14 protein-coding genes are annotated in these 15503 nt (G+C 52.0%); 11 read left to right on the plus strand and 3 right to left on the minus strand.

What is annotated here, in order from left to right; all coding sequences use genetic code 11:
- Positions 1-527, minus strand: a 527-nt coding sequence (locus HZA49_07215) for a hypothetical protein (protein ID MBI5779228.1), incomplete at its 3' end; no start/stop codon positions are given.
- Between the two features lie 280 nt (positions 528-807).
- On the opposite strand from HZA49_07215, the gene HZA49_07220 reads away from it, so the two are divergent.
- From HZA49_07220 to HZA49_07240, 5 genes are read left to right on the plus strand one after another with little or no spacing between them, the layout of a single operon-like run.
- The gene (locus tag HZA49_07220) at positions 808-1935 is read left to right on the plus strand and encodes a DegT/DnrJ/EryC1/StrS family aminotransferase (GenBank protein ID MBI5779229.1); all 1128 of its coding nucleotides are present in this window, start codon (positions 808-810) and stop codon (positions 1933-1935) included.
- Positions 1932-2747, plus strand: coding sequence for an RNA polymerase sigma factor RpoD/SigA (locus tag HZA49_07225; GenBank protein MBI5779230.1), 816 nt, complete (start codon positions 1932-1934; stop codon positions 2745-2747). The genes HZA49_07220 and HZA49_07225 overlap by 4 nt, the downstream gene beginning before the upstream one ends.
- The gene (gene hpt / locus HZA49_07230) at positions 2744-3304 is read left to right on the plus strand and encodes a hypoxanthine phosphoribosyltransferase (GenBank protein MBI5779231.1); all 561 of its coding nucleotides are present in this window, start codon (positions 2744-2746) and stop codon (positions 3302-3304) included. The genes HZA49_07225 and hpt overlap by 4 nt, the downstream gene beginning before the upstream one ends.
- 13 nt (positions 3305-3317) lie before the next feature.
- Entirely contained in the window at positions 3318-3707 is a 390-nt protein-coding gene (locus tag HZA49_07235) for an acyl-CoA thioesterase (GenBank protein MBI5779232.1), read from the plus strand.
- Positions 3708-3727: 20 nt separating this feature from the next.
- A complete protein-coding gene (locus HZA49_07240; GenBank protein ID MBI5779233.1) occupies positions 3728-5104 on the plus strand; it encodes an MBL fold metallo-hydrolase in 1377 nt (458 codons plus the stop codon).
- A 173-nt stretch (positions 5105-5277) separates the two neighbouring features.
- Here HZA49_07240 and HZA49_07245 read toward each other — a convergent pair whose 3' ends face one another.
- Positions 5278-8412, minus strand: coding sequence for a PAS domain S-box protein (locus tag HZA49_07245; GenBank protein MBI5779234.1), 3135 nt, complete (start codon positions 8410-8412; stop codon positions 5278-5280).
- Between the two features lie 314 nt (positions 8413-8726).
- Here HZA49_07245 and HZA49_07250 point away from each other — a divergent pair, with 314 nt between their 5' ends.
- From HZA49_07250 to HZA49_07275, 6 genes are all read left to right on the plus strand, one after another.
- On the plus strand, positions 8727-9077 hold the full coding sequence (locus tag HZA49_07250; GenBank protein ID MBI5779235.1) for a hypothetical protein: 351 nt from the start codon (positions 8727-8729) through the stop codon (positions 9075-9077).
- Positions 9078-9165: 88 nt separating this feature from the next.
- Complete coding sequence (locus HZA49_07255) at positions 9166-10413, plus strand: tetratricopeptide repeat protein (protein ID MBI5779236.1); 1248 nt, start codon at positions 9166-9168, stop codon at positions 10411-10413.
- A gap of 222 nt (positions 10414-10635) precedes the next feature.
- Positions 10636-12018, plus strand: coding sequence for a hypothetical protein (locus HZA49_07260; protein MBI5779237.1), 1383 nt, complete (start codon positions 10636-10638; stop codon positions 12016-12018).
- Between the two features lie 40 nt (positions 12019-12058).
- The gene (locus HZA49_07265) at positions 12059-13348 is read left to right on the plus strand and encodes a hypothetical protein (GenBank protein ID MBI5779238.1); all 1290 of its coding nucleotides are present in this window, start codon (positions 12059-12061) and stop codon (positions 13346-13348) included.
- Between the two features lie 400 nt (positions 13349-13748).
- Positions 13749-14066, plus strand: a complete 318-nt coding sequence (locus HZA49_07270; GenBank protein MBI5779239.1) for an RNA-binding protein — start codon at positions 13749-13751, stop codon at positions 14064-14066.
- A gap of 30 nt (positions 14067-14096) precedes the next feature.
- Positions 14097-14396, plus strand: a complete 300-nt coding sequence (locus tag HZA49_07275; protein ID MBI5779240.1) for a hypothetical protein — start codon at positions 14097-14099, stop codon at positions 14394-14396.
- 17 nt (positions 14397-14413) lie between these two features.
- On the opposite strand, the gene HZA49_07280 is transcribed toward HZA49_07275, so the two are convergent.
- A complete protein-coding gene (locus HZA49_07280; GenBank protein ID MBI5779241.1) occupies positions 14414-15295 on the minus strand; it encodes a hypothetical protein in 882 nt (293 codons plus the stop codon).
- Positions 15296-15503: the final 208 nt, after the last annotated feature.

Below are 15503 nucleotides of genomic sequence, written 5' to 3' on the forward strand. Positions count from 1 at the left end.
CCGCTGTAATAGAATCTGGCTTCCGAAGTAACGGTTCCGGTAACCAGACTCCCGGCCGGGCCTTGCAGGCCAAATATGAGACTATCGGCGTCCCAAGCCGCGGCCCAGGATGAACCCTCAGATTTGTAGGTGTCGTTATCAGACGAATGGATGTGTTTATAGTAATACAGGTTGCCTGCGCCCCCATATAATGGGTTGGCTGAAGCAGAGCTCCACCACAAACTTATACCATTATACCAATTGTCATAACTCTCTTCTATGGATATAATATCAGCGTCTTCGGTGGTTACTTTTATCGCGCCCCAGTAATAACCGGGTAACACATCGCCCTGGAGTTCCACATAAACTATATCGTCCTGGTTTGCCCGCAAGGTGTCGGTCACCTGGCCGAATTCATCCAGCGCCACCGCGGTAAAATCCGGTGTCTGGGCATAGGCATTGGATTGCAATATGATGGTTAATAATGCAACTGCACCGATTGCGCCGACGAGATTAAAAAGGTTTGATTTTCTGGTTTGGTTTTTCATAGCAAGCATCTCTCTTCCCTTGTTGCTGGCGGGGTTTCCCACTCAATCACAAGATGCTCACTATTATTACCCGACGCCAACAGGTTAGAATAATTTTTATTTTGATATTATGCCCATAAATATCTTAATTGAAATAATCTGTCAATAGAAATAGTATTATTTATGCCATATTAGAATATCGTATGGAATACAAATATCTCATTTTACTTGACCCTACCCCGTACATAAAATATATTTTATGCGCAGGGTTAGCGTCTTATTAACTAATAGAAATTTGACTATGCAAGTGCCGCCGTTAGACCTAAAATCACAATACCAAACCATAAAACATGAAGTGGATTTGGCGTTGTCCGAGGTTATAAATTCCCAGCATTTCGTTTTAGGTCCGACCGTAGAAAAATTAGAGACCGAATTGTCCGGCTATCTTAAGGCCAAATACGCCATCGCGGTCGCCTCGGGCTCTGATGCCCTGCTGATTGCCCTGATGGCGCTCAAGATCGGGCCGGGCGATGAAATCATCACATCACCTTTTACTTTCTTTGCCACGGGCGGAGCCATTGCCCGGCTGGGCGCCAGGCCGGTATTCGTGGATATTGACCCAGCCACCTACAATATCAACCCGGCAGGGATTCGTTCCTGCCTTGAAAAATCCGGCAAGAAGGTCAAAGCCATTATGCCGGTCCATCTCTACGGCCAGTCCTGTGATATGTCAGAGATTCTGGCCATCGGCAAGGAATATAAAATACCGGTCATAGAAGATGCGGCCCAGTCGCTGGGCTCTGAATACGCTGGTCGTAAGACCGGCACACTCGGATTGATGGGCTGCTATTCGTTTTATCCGACCAAGAACCTGGGCGGCTGGGGCGATGCCGGCCTGGTCACAACTGACGACGAGGCGTTGGCTAAGTTAATCAAAACACTACGGGTACACGGCGCTGAAAACAGATACTTCCACCAGCATATCGGCTTAAACAGCCGTTTGGACGCAATGCAAGCCGCGGTCCTGAGGGTAAAACTGAAATACCTTGACAGGTGGAATACTGAACGGTCCCAGCGGGCCGGTCTTTATACGCAACTTTTTAAGGAAGCCGGCCTGCTAAAATACCTTTCTGTTCCAACAGTCAAGGAAAACCGCAACCATATTTACCACCAATACACCATCCGGGTGCTGGATAATAACCGGGATAAACTGCGCGACTTCCTCAAAACCCACAATGTCGGCGTGGAGATATATTATCCCCTGCCCCTGAACCTGCAGGAGTGTTTCAATTACCTAGGCTATGAAAAAGGTTCTATGCCCGAGTCAGAAAAGGCGTCCCTGAGCGTCCTGTCCCTGCCGATCTATCCTGAATTAACCCCGGAAATGCAGGGATATGTCGCTGATAAAATGAAGGAATTCTTTGCATGAAACAGGAAATCGGATTCCTGACTTATCTGTCGCAGCTGGAAAAAACACCCATTCTCACGGCCAAGCAGGAAAAGGAACTGGCCGTTCTGGCCCAAGCCGGTAATAAGCGGGCCAAAAACAAGCTCGTTGCCGCTAACCTTAAACTGGTGGTAAAAATAGCCGCCTCATTCCTGTATAAAGGACTGCCCTTCCAGGACCTGATAGAAGAAGGCAATTTAGGCCTGATTCGCGCGGTGGAAAAGTTCGACCCGAAAAGAGGGTATCGTTTCACCACCTATGCCCGGTGGTGGATAATGAGTTATATCAGACGCGCCCTCAGGAGCTCGGTCTCAACCATTCGGCTCTCGGCTTCACTGATTGACATCATCAGCCGATGGAAGAAAATCAGCGTGCGCTTAGCCCAGCAATTGGGCCGGGAACCTTATTACGACGAAATTATCGACGAATTAAAACCGTCGCCATATTTTCTCCGCATCCTCAAACGGTTCCTGCGCTCGGACTACTCCAAGAAACAGAATGTGTTTCCCGGCGTGGTCTCAGGCGATTTTAAGGATATTTCCGACAAGGAATCTCTACCGGCGGATATCAATCTGCTTGATGAAGCCGACAAGAAACTGATCAAGAAACTGCTCTCCACTATCAGCGAGAAAGAGGCGCAAATCCTGAGCATGCGCTACGGGTTGGACCACAATAAACCGCCCCTGACCCTGAGGCAGATGGCAAAGAAATTAAAGATGTCCGGTGAACGCATTAGACAGATTGAAGAAAAAGCATTAAAAAAACTACACCACGTCTACCTGTTCCCCAAATGACCATTATGAGAATACCCGTTCTGATTTCATCCGCCCGGATTCAGGATAAAATCAAACAATTAGCCCGCCGGATATCTCACGACTACCGCAAGCGCCCGCCCCTGATGATTTGCGTACTTAACGGCGCCTTTGTCTTTATGGCCGATTTAATCAGGCAACTAACTATCCCGGCGAAGCAACATCCCGTCGGGGCGGAATCAAGCGGGATAGAATGCGATTTTATCCGGCTCTCATCCTACGGCAAAACCACCAAATCATCCGGTAAAATAAAAGTCGTGATGGACATAGAATGCCCGGTCAGAGGCAAGAACATCATCATTGTAGAAGATATTATCGATACGGGCCTGACCGCCGGATTCCTGGTCAACCGGTTAAAGCAGGCCAAGGCCCGAAGCATCAGAATATGCGCCCTGTTAGATAAGCCGGCCCGCCGCATGGAGCCGATAAAAATAGATTATCCGGGATTCACTGTCCCCAATAAATTCGTGGTCGGCTACGGACTTGATTACAAAGAACAATACCGACAACTGCCATACATCGGTTATATACCTGATTAGAAACGGAGACGAGATGGAAATAAGAATCTATTATGATGACACGGATTCAGGCGGCGTGGTCTATCATGCCAATTACCTGAAATACTTTGAGCGGGGACGGACCGAATATATGCGACAGCGCGGGGTTGACCCCAAGGATATGGTAGCCCAGGGGCTCATCTTCGTCATCACCAATACGGAACTCTCATTCCTGGCCCCGGCCCGGTACGGAGACATCATCACGGTTGACACCTTCATTGAAGAAATCTCCGGCGCTTCTATCATCTTCGGCTATAAAGTGCATCGTAAGGGACAACCCAAGCCGCTGGTCGTCGGCACCACCAAGGTGGCCATGGTCAATAAGGATATGAAGGTCCAGAAATTCACCGATGATTTTATTGCACGCTTGAAAAGTAAAGTATAACATCATTTGATATTATGAGCGTGAAACTAAGATTCTGCGGCGGCGCCCGGACCGTCACCGGCTCCATGCACCTGATTAAAACCGACCAGGGCCGGATTCTCATTGATGCCGGGCTGTTCCAGGGCCGGCGCAAGGATTTCTACGACATCAATAATTATTTCATCTTCCGGCCAAAGCAAATAGATGCGCTAATCCTATCCCACGCCCATATTGACCACAGCGGCAATATCCCCAATCTGGTCAAGCACGGACTGAGAGCCCCAATCTACGCCACCTCGGCCACGGTTGACCTGTGCAACCTGATGCTGCCGGACAGCGGGCATATCCAGGAAGAAGACATCAAGTTCGTCAACAAAATCAACCTGCGCAAAGGGCTGCCGCCGGTCAAACCGCTCTATACCAAGGAAGACGCCAACCATTCGCTGGAATACTTCCGCGGCGCCTATTACGAAGAACCGATAAAAATATCTCCCGATATCAAATGCACCTTTTACGAATCAGGCCACGTGCTCGGCTCGGCCATTCCGGTTTTGGAGATGAATGGCATCCGCCTGGCCTATGCGGTTGACTTGGGACGCAAGAACCTGCCCCTGCTGAGAAATCCGGTCGTGCCCAAGGACATCGATTATCTGATTATTGAAAGCACCTACGGCAACCGTTTGCACGACCCCATCGCCACCGCCAAATATAAATTAGCCGAGGTCATTAACAAAACCATCAAGCGGGGCGGCCGGGTAATTATCCCTTCGTTTGCCTTTGAGCGCACCCAGGAGGTGGTCTATCTCCTGAACGATATGTTCAAGCAAGGCACTATCCCCATGGTGCCGATATATGTGGATAGCCCGCTGGCTACCGACATTACCCTGGCCTTCCAGCAGAATATCCGGTACCTGGACGAAGAAACGCAGAACCTGATGCGCCGGCAACAGGACCCCTTCGGCTTCAGCCGCATCAAATACATCCGCTCCACCGACGAATCCAAACGGCTTAATGCCGACAAGCAGCCCATGGTGATTATCTCGGCCTCGGGCATGTGCGAGGCCGGCCGGATTCTGCATCACCTCAAGAACAACATCGAAGACCCCAATAATACCATCTTGGTCATCGGCTATATGGCCGAGAACACCCTGGGCAAGAAGATTGTCGAACGCCAACCCATCGTGAAGATATTCGGAGAAGAATACCATCTCCGAGCCGAGGTGGTCAAAATCAACTCCTTCAGCGCCCACGCGGATAAAGACGAACTGATTGAATTCATCAAACAATGCGCGCCCAGGAAAAAGATATTCATCGTGCACGGCGACCTGGACCAGGCCGAGCCGTTTACCGAACAATTAAAAGGCCTGGGACTGCCCGCCTGCCTGCCGGCTAAGAATGAAGAAGTAGAGTTGTGTTAAAGAAGAATAAATAACTTCGTAAGCTGATTGAACAGCCCTCCCCGAAAGCATTCGGGGTGGTCGAGAGCATTTAGCCAGCGGCAACGAGTACTCCGAGTACCCCCTGAAACGCAGGACAACTAAACAACTTACCGCTCTTATCCCGCACGCCCGTCCCGTTTCGGCGGGATAACTTATGTCCGGCCTTCCAGCACATCCCTCATGGTTTTGAACAAAAGCACCAGATTATAAGGCTTGGCGATAAAAGGCAGGCCGCGCTGGCGGATGACTTCCCGGCTTTCCTCGCGGCTGGGATAGCCACTGCTTAACAGGACTTTGATATCCTTATTCTTGACGGTTAATTCGTCGCACAGGTCCAGACCGTTGCCGTCCGGCAGGTTCATATCGCTCAATATCATATGGAATCTGCCCTTTTCCTGCTCAAACACCTGTCTGGCCTCGGCCAGAGTGGATGCGGGAAAAACCTGATAGTTCATCCGGGTCAAGACACTCAGCACTAATTTGCGGATATCCGCATCGTCTTCCAGCACCAGAATCCGCTCCTGATTCCCTTTATAATCAGCCGGCGAGATAATCAGGGTGTCCGACTTGTGTTGAGCCGCTTCATCTGAGGCCGGCAGATATATCCTGAAGACCGAGCCCTTATCCGGCTCGGAATAAACATGTATCCAGCCCTGATGCTGTTTGACAATTCCATAGACCACGGACAGTCCCAGGCCTGTCCCCTTGCCTTTCTCCTTGGTGGTAAAGAACGGCTCAAAGATATGACTCAGCACATCCTTGGTCATTCCGGTGCCGGTATCAGCCACGGACAGGCAGACAAAATTACCCGGCTTGGCCTCGAGATTAACCTCGCAGTATTCCTTGCCAATAGCCGTATTTTCGGTCTTGATGGTTATCCTGCCTCCCTTGGGCATGGCATCACGGGAATTCAGCGCCAGATTCATAATCACCTGTTCCAGGTTTCCGAAATCCGCCTTGATGCGGTAGAGATTCTTGCTCAAGTCGGTTTCAATATGAAAATTATCCCCGATTAATCTGCCCAGCATCTTGAGCAGATTGCTGATTAATTCATTCAGGTCGCAGACCTTGGGGTTGATACTCTGTTTCCGGCTGAAAAGCAGTAATTGGTTGGTCAGGTTCTTGCCCCGGTCCGATGCCGAGACCACGTGCCTGAGGTTTTCATAAAGCGGATTCGCTTTATCCGTATCCATCAGGGACAGCTCGGCATAACCCCGGACCGCGGCCAGGATGTTATTGAAATCATGGGCGATGCCGCCGGCCAAAATACCGATGGCCTCCATCTTCTGGGCATGCAGGAATTGGGATTGAACACTCTCTTTTTCCTTAATGATTTCCTGGCGGCTGATAATGCCGGCCAGGGTCTTGGAAATGGTTTCCAGAAAATCAACCTCTTTTTGGCTGTAGGAATGGCCGTCTTTAAGATAGATATTGATTACGCCCAAGGTCCTGTCCCGGGTATGAATAGGAACGCAATAATGCCCGTGCGGCGGCATTCCTTTATAGGTTACCTCATGGCTCTTGTCCACGCTTCGGACGAATTGGGTTTTTCTCTCTTTGGCGGCTTTACCGCACAGGCATTTGCCTAATTGCAAACTGGCGCAGATTTCCTGGAGCGCCGGATTCAGACCTCTTTGTATCTTCATCTTCAATAGCCGGGTCTGCTCATCAATCAAGAAGATGCAACCCTGCGACCCAAACGACAGCCAGGGCACGGACAGGATGATATCCAGGGTCTCATTCAAAATACTATCCACCGGAATATCCTGAAGCGAGAGGTTTAACAGCGTATTTATGGCCGCTTGGGTGTCATGACTTCTCCTGGTTTGCTCCAGGGATTGCTTATGCTCGGCAATATCGCGCATCACCGCCAGGAAATATCGCTTGCCGCCTAATTCAACGAGTGAAGAATGAACCTCCACCGGCATAACTGAGCCATCCTTGCAGCGATGCCCGACCTCAAACCTACCCCGGCCATTTTCCTTTATCTGTCTCATCCGGGATTCAATCAATTTGGCGTCTTCCGGCGTATCCAGATCAGCCAGGGTCATACTCAAAAATTCTTCCTTGGTATAACCCCGAGTCTCGTAGGCGGCCTTGTTGGCATAGATAAACCGGCCTTTCTCATCATTAAGAAAAATGGAATCAGTGGAATTATCCAGCAATACTGAATGCATCTTCAATGATTCTTCGGCCTGCTTGCGCTCGGTGATGTCTACGTTCACCTGGGCCACCAGCCATTCGCCGTCCTTGCCCTGATAAGGTATGCTGGTCACCTGGGTATGCCGGCCGCTTTCGTCGGCTAATTCACCATCCTTAACTGACGGCTGCTTGCTGGCAACAACTCCGGCCACGTCGCAAGTCGGGCAGGGACTGCTAAGTTTCATGAAATATTCATAGCACTTCCGGCCGGTCCAGTCCCCTAAAGTCTTGGCCCAGGCCGGGTCAACATAACGGAGGTTGTATTCACGGTCAATGATATCCAGCCCGGTATGCGCGGCCCCGAGAATGAACTCAATCTGGCGCTGGCTTTCCAGTAGTGCCCCGGTCGCCCGCTTGCGCCGGGTGATGTCATGCGCCACATTCAAAAACCCGACGACCTGTTTCTTCTCGTCCCTCAACACCTTTATCACCCAGGACATCTGGGTCACCGCGCCTTTCTTGCCGACCTGGCGGTTCTCAAAATAAAACGCCTCGTCCTTTGAGGCCAGCCATTTCTTAAAGGCATCGATAGTCGCCTGTTTGTCGTTCGGATGGACAAAATCAAAGGCGCTCCGGCCGATGCACTCCTTCGGGCTAAGCCCCAGAATCTGCCGGGCCGCATGGTTGACGAATAAAAACCGGCCATCTTTATCCACCCAGGTTATCAGGTTCTCGGTATTTTCCACAATGGTCCGGTAGCGGACCTCCGAATCAATCAGCTTCTGCTCGATATCCTTGCGCTCGGTCACATCCATAATCACGCCGGAGATGACATCATTGTCCAGCGCGCCGCTGGTCAGGACGTGCCGGATCTGTCCGGACTTGGTCTTCAGCTCGTTCTCAAAGCTATTGACCGAACCGCTCTTTTTAAGTTCGGTGATAAAGGCGGCCCGGTTGGCCGGGCTGGCATAGGTATCGGCCACCTTGACCCGCATCAATTCATCGGCCGAGGCGTAGCCCAGCATCTTAGCCAGGGTCGGGTTAACGTAAAGAAACTCGCCCTTGAGGGTGGACTGGTAGACCCCGACCAGCGGATTGGACAGCAGGTTCAGGCGCTTCCCTTTGGTCTCCGGTGATTTGCTCATGCTGTTTATATAATCTGGTTGTAATGGCTAAACCGTCAATTCCCGATAGCAGCATGAATATAACCATTGCGCCGGAATTTGCAAGGATAATCCGGAAAATAACGCTGATAACCGCGGGAAAAAGCGGCCGCCGCAATGCTCTTTGCGCCCGGAGTTTATCCCGGCATGCGTCGGGACGCCTCTACGGTATTCGCCATTCCGCACTTCACATTCCCAATTACGCATTCCCGCATCCCGGCTCTTTTTTCTTGACATTAACTCATGTTATCCTTAATATATAATATAGAACTGTTAACTGTTAAGGATAAGCAACCATGAGTAAAGCAACTTCAGCTAAGACCCGGCCGGTCTCCAACCTCTACCGCTTCATCCGCCTAATGATGGGCGATTCCGTCACCGACACCGTTATTGCCCGGAAATGGAACATGGACATCAAGAACTTCTCGGACTTCAAATTCGGCAAAAATCCGGTGCCCCGGGTGGAACGTCTGGTAACTCTGGCAAAGATACTGGGCATCGACGACCATCTGGTCTACGAAGTAGCCAAAGGCAAGCCGGCGGAATATATTCACCGGCTGATTGCCAGCCCGGCCGGTCGGAAAAAGCTGGCCAAAACCATCACCATCAGATACACCGTGGCCAAACTGGCCGAGGCAGTCAGGTAGCCCGAGCCGTCCAGTGGTTATTGGTTATTGATGTTTGCCCTCCACTTCCCTTGACATCCGCATCTTAATTGGATAGACTGCCGGTATTATGGAAGAACCCAAACCCATAACCCCGACGCCTCAGCCGGAGCCCAAAACATCAATCCCGGCTGTCCTGAGCCTGATATTCGCGCTAATCGGCCTATGTTTGGGCATCCCGGCAATCGTTTTGGGGGTTATGGCCTGGATACAGATTAAAAGAGCCCCGGAAAAATTCACCGGGCTGTGGCTGGCCGTAACCGGTGCCATTCTCGGCGCCGTTGAACTGATTGCCATCATCCTTATTATTATCATCGTTCTGTTAATAGAACCCGGAACCAAAACCGCCCAACAGTATTACGACCAGGGGGTTTCCTGTTACAATCAGGGCGACTATGACGGCGCGGTTAAAAGTTTCACCAAAGCCTTCGAGCTCAATCCGAAAAACGCCGACTACCGCTTTTGGCGCGGCTGCGCCTATGACTGCCAAAAGAAATATGACCAGGCGATTGCCGATTTCACCCGGGCCATCGAAATCAACCCCACAGACGCCGGCTATCACCACTGGCGCGGGATTGCCTATCACCACAAAAAAGAATATGACCGGGCCATCGCGGAATTCAATCAGGCCGTAAAACTGAACCCCACGGACGCCGGTTATTACTGTTGGCGCGGGATTGCCTATTACTACAAAACAGAATATGGCCGGGCCGTGGCCGACTTCACCCAAGCGATAAAACTCAAGCCCGGAAACGCCGGCTATCACTATTGGCGCGGGACTGTTTATCAATCCAAGAAAGAATCCGGCCCGGCGATTGCCGATTACACCAAAGCCATCAAGCTCAACCCGGCCGACAGCGACTATTACTACAGCCGCGGGAACTTAAAATACCAGACGGGCGATTACGACGGCGCGCTGGCCGATTATACCAAAGCCATCGAGCTGGACCCCCTGGACCCGGAGCTTTATCTCGAGCGCGGCAACGTCCGCCATTCCGACTGGGATTATGACGGCGCGATTGCCGATTACACCAAAGCCATCGGGCTGGACCCGGAATATTCCCTGGCCTATGAAAACCGCGCGGCCGTCAAATGCTCCAAGTTTTACTTCGACAGCGCCATTGCCGACTGCACCCAGGCCATTGCCATGCACCCGTGTTCGTTTGCTTATTCCACCCGCGCCTATGCCCGGAATGAAAAAGGCGACTATGACGCGGCCATTGCCGACTGGGAACAGGCCATTAAACTAAACCCGTCCCGGGAAGAAAAACTAAGACCGCTGATTGACCGGGCCAAAAATGACCGGGAGCAGAAATAAACTCCGGCCACGAAGACCAGGAGACACCCAGGAATTCCTGCCTTCGCTATCGCGCCTGCCCCCCCGCCCCGCCCCAGCGGGGAGCCTGACGAAGTGCTGCCCGGTAAATTCCCCAAATAATTTGACATTTCTTTGTCACTAGATATATTATCTACAGTAGTAATCGCAAATAAACATCCAGAAAACCAGATACCTCTCCGCTAAACGGAGAAAGGAGTGTCTATGAGACAAACCCTAAAACTAAAACTTGGCCTCGGCCTAATTTTAGCCGTTGGCTTAATCGCCGGCTATTACGGCTGCGGCGGCGGGGGCGGCAGCAGTAGCGGCTCCAGCGGTTCTGGCGCTACTCTGCTTGACATCACCTTTGGCGGTGATGGCGTGGTAACCCATAATAATGCCGCCGGCGGAAATAGCGGTGATTATGCTTATTCGGTCGTTATGTCCGGCACCCAGATTGTGGCGGCCGGGTATAGCCGGAACGCATCAGGTAATGATGATATGGCGCTTTGGCGGTATAATGCCGATGGGACGCTTGACACCACCTTCGGCACCGGCGGCGTGGTCACCCATAACAATGCCGCGGGCGGGAATGGCAATGATTATGCTTATTCAGTGGTTATGTCCGGCACCCAGATTGTAGCGGCCGGGTATAGTTCTAACGGAACTAATTATGATATGACCGTCTGGCGCTATAATGCCGATGGCACGTTGGATACCGCCTTTGACGGCGATGGCGTAGTCACCCATACCGGCGCGGCCGGCGGCACCGGTGATGATAAGGCTTATTCAGTCGCCATAGACGCCAGCGGCAAGATTGTGGTGGCCGGATCCAGCAAGGGCGCGTTCACTCAGGACCTGGCTCTCTGGCGGTATAATGCCGATGGCACGTTGGACACCACCTTTAGCGGCGACGGTGTGGTAACGGCCGGTAGTCCCGCCGGCGGGAATGGCAATGATTCTGCTTATTCAGTAGTTATCTCCGGCACCCAGATTGTGGTGGCCGGTGTCAGTGATTCCTTATCCAACGCTGATATGGTCATCTTGCTCTATAACGCCAACGGCACATTGGATACCACCTTCGGCACGAACGGCATTGTCACCCATAACAATGCCGCGGGCGGAAATTCCTCTGATGGCGCTTCATCCATAGTTATAGATGGAAATAGCCGGATGGTGGTAGCCGGGTATAGCATGAACGCCTCAAGTAATTACGATATGGTCCTCTGGCGCTATAATGCCGACGGCACGCTTGATACCGCCTTTGGCGGCGGAGACGGGATAGTCACGCACAATAATGCCGCCGGCGGAAATGGCGATGATATTGGTTATTCAGTCGTTATGTCCGGCACCCAGATAGTGGTAGCCGGGAGTAGTGAAAAAACACCATCTAATGCTGATATGGCGCTCTGGCGCTATAATGCCGACGGCACGCTTGATACCACCTTTAATTCCCAGGGTTGGGCAACCCATAACAATGCCGCGGGCGGAAATTTCTATGATAGCGGTTCATCCATAGTTATAGATGGAAATAGCCGGATGGTGGTAGCCGGGTATAGCATAAACGCCTCAAGTAATTACGATATGGTCATCTGGCGCTATCGCTAAAACCTGAATGACTTTTGTAACCGGTGAAAGGAGTCCGTCTATGAAAAAATTGCTAATGCAACTGGCCCTGACTATCTCGGTGATGGCCTTGATAACCGCCCTGGCCGTCACCGGCTGCGGCGGCGGCTCGTCGTCCTCCGACTCCGGCTCTTCCGCGCCGCTCTATTCCACCGGCGTCTTGGATACCACCTTTGGCGGCGACGGCGTAGTTACCACTACTATCGGAACTGATTCTCAGGCCAATGCCGTAGCCCTGCAGACCGACGGCAAGATTCTGGCCGCCGGCTCTGCTTCTAATAGTGATTTTGGCCTGGCCCGTTATAACACCAATGGCGCTTTGGACACCACCTTTGACACGGACGGCGTGGTTACCGCCACTTTCGGAAACGGCGGTGAAGCTAAAGCCATCGCCCTGCAGACCGACGGTAAGATTGTGGTAGCCGGAATGTCTAATGGCCAGGTACAATCCGAGTTTGCCTTAGCCCGTTATAACTCCGATGGTTCTTTGGATACTGCTTTTGATACGGACGGCATCGTCACCACCACCATCGGAAGCGGCGCCGGTATCAATGCCATGGTCCTGCAGACAGACGGTAAGATTTTAGCGGCCGGTTCTGGTGCCGGGGATGGTTTTTGGCTGGCCCGTTATACCATCACCGGCACGTTGGACACCACCTTTGACACGGACGGCATAGTTACCCCCACTTTCGCCGGTGTTCCCAATGCCATCGCCCTGCTGACAGACGGGAAGATTTTAGTAACCGGATGGATTTATAATGGCAGTGATGCTGATTTTGCCCTGGTCCGCTATAATTCCGATGGCTCTTTTGACACCACCTTTGACACGGACGGCGTGGTGACCACCACTTTCAATGCCGGGAGCGACAGCGGCGCCAATGACATGGTCCTGCAAACAGACGGCAAGATTCTGGCCGCCGGATTTGTTTATAGCGGCACCAATGTTAGTTTTGCCCTGGCCCGTTATAACTCCAATGGCGCTTTGGACACCACCTTTGACACGGACGGCCTGGTTACTACTACCGTGATAAGTGATTCCATTATCAATAAAATAGCCATCCAGTCGGACAACAAGATTGTCGCGGCCGGATATGCTTCTAACGGACTCAATGCCAATTTTGCCCTGGCCCGTTACAACTCCAATGGGTCTCTGGATACTGCTTTTGATACAGATGGCATCCTCACCACCGCTATAGAAACCAACAGTTTTGCCTCTGCCATAGCCCTGCAGCCGGACAACAGGATTATCGCGGCCGGATACATTTCTAATGGCGTCAATTGGAGTTTTGCCCTGGCCCGGTACTGGAGATAATGTTTTAATCCATCCCGGGCGCGCGCCCCCCCGCCCGTACGGGCGGGGTAAACTCCGGAGCGTTATCTGCGAGTTATCCCGCAACGAAGTGGAGGGGTTATTTCCCTCCAGCCGCTGAGCGCCATTAGTGGCGCTGGAAGCGCCATCGGCGCCACTGGAGTTTACACTGAGTAGGTGCGCCACCGCCATTCACTCCGTTGCCAAAATAAAAATCACACAAAATAAAATAAACCCTTGACATCCTCTGCGCCAAATGATATAGTCAGAACGTTTTAGAAGCGGACCTACCCTAACCGCCCTATACAAAAATTCGTCACGCGAGCCGAAGTTCCTGATAACTTAAGGAAACAAACGCTAAACGGGCGACAACAACTTAATTAGGGTATCATGAAAGGACACTATGGGTAAAAAACTCTATGTGGGCGGACTGTCATATGACACCGCTGAGGAAACCCTGAAAACAACCTTCGCCGCGGCCGGCACCGTGGCCAGCGCCAAGGTCATCATCGACCGCGACAGCGGCCGCTCAAAGGGCTTTGGCTTCGTGGAAATGGCCACCGACGCGGAAGCGACCAAGGCCATTGAGATGTTCAACGGCAAGGACCTGGACGGACGCAGCCTGACCGTCAATGAAGCCAAGCCGATGGTCCCGCGCGACAATAATCGCGGCGGCGGCGGCGGATACGGCGGCGGCGGCAACCGCAGAGACCGCTATTAACCCGAATCCCGAATAATCGGGATGACCGTTATGTTCGCACTGGCGCCTATGCGCCACGAGAACCTTACGGCGGGTTATCCCGCAGAAGCAAAAACCGCAGAATGTAAGTCCGGAAAAGGATTTGCTGATAAAGCGGGATTAATCAGGGCTAAAACTAAAAGGCAGGAAATGGACCATCACGTCCACTCCTGCCTTTTTTCATCTACGGGCAATTCGCGCCAGCGCGAGTTACCCGCCCCTTATCCCGGTATGCAGAACATGCACGGGCATAAAAAAAGAGGGAGGATTTTCATCCTCCCCCTTTTTAATTATATCCGTCGTGTATCTTGACCGGTTTCCCGACGCGTTTATTCAAACCTGTTGGCCCAGATATTGTTCCTGTAACCGTCGTTCTGATCCCAGACCGCGATGGCCTTGCCGTTGGAATCAACCGCAATCTGGGGATTAAATGCATCCCCGGCATTGTCTGTCTCTATGAGTCCAGCTGTGGCCCAGCCCGTGCCGGAGACATACCGATTGGCCCAGATATTGAATCTTGTTCCGTCCGACTGATACCAGACCGCCCAGGCATTGCCGCCGGAGTCAACGGACACCTGGGGAAAATACGCAGTAGCAACATTGTTTGTCTCGATGAGTTCAGCCGTGGCCCAGCCCGTGCCGGAGACATACCGATTGGCCCAGATATTGAATCTTGTTCCGTCCGACTGATCCCACACCGCGATGGCATTGCCGCCGGAATCAACCGCAATCTGAGGTATAACTGCATTACCAGCATTGTCTGTCTCGATGAGTTCAGCCGTGGCCCAGCCCGTGCCGGAGACATACCGATTGGCCCAGATATTGCTCCTGGTGCCGTCAAACTGAGACCAGACCACTAAAGCATTGACGTCGGAGTCAAAGGCAATCTGGGGATCAGATGCACCACCAGCATTGTTTGTCTCGATGAGTTCAGCCGTGGCCCAGCCCGTGCCGGAGACATACCGATTGGCCCAGATATTGTCTCGGTTGCCGTCCGACTGCTTCCATACGGCCAGGGCATTGCCGTTGGCATCAAAGGCAATCTGGGGTGAGTATGCATTACCTATATCGTCTGTCTCGATGAGTCCGGCTGTGGCCCAGCCCGTGCCGGAGACATACCGATTGGCCCAGATATTGGTCCTGGTGCCGTCAAACTGATTCCATACGGCGATGGCATTGCCGTTGGAATCAACCGCAACCTGGTGATACATTTCCCGTAGTACAGTATCTGTATCGTCTGTCTCTATCAGCTCGGCTGTGGCCCAGCCCGTGCCGGACACAGAGCTTGTCCAAAAACTAGCTCTATCTTTCTATACAAATCATAGGTTTTTGTTATCATAATGTCAAGAAGTCTGCCTATCGGCAGGCAGGGAGGTGAAAATCATGCCATCTAGACCTTATGACCAGAATCAGCAATTC

Source organism: Planctomycetota bacterium (genome assembly GCA_016235865.1).
Lineage (GTDB): Bacteria > Planctomycetota > MHYJ01 > JACQXL01 > JACQXL01 > JACRIK01.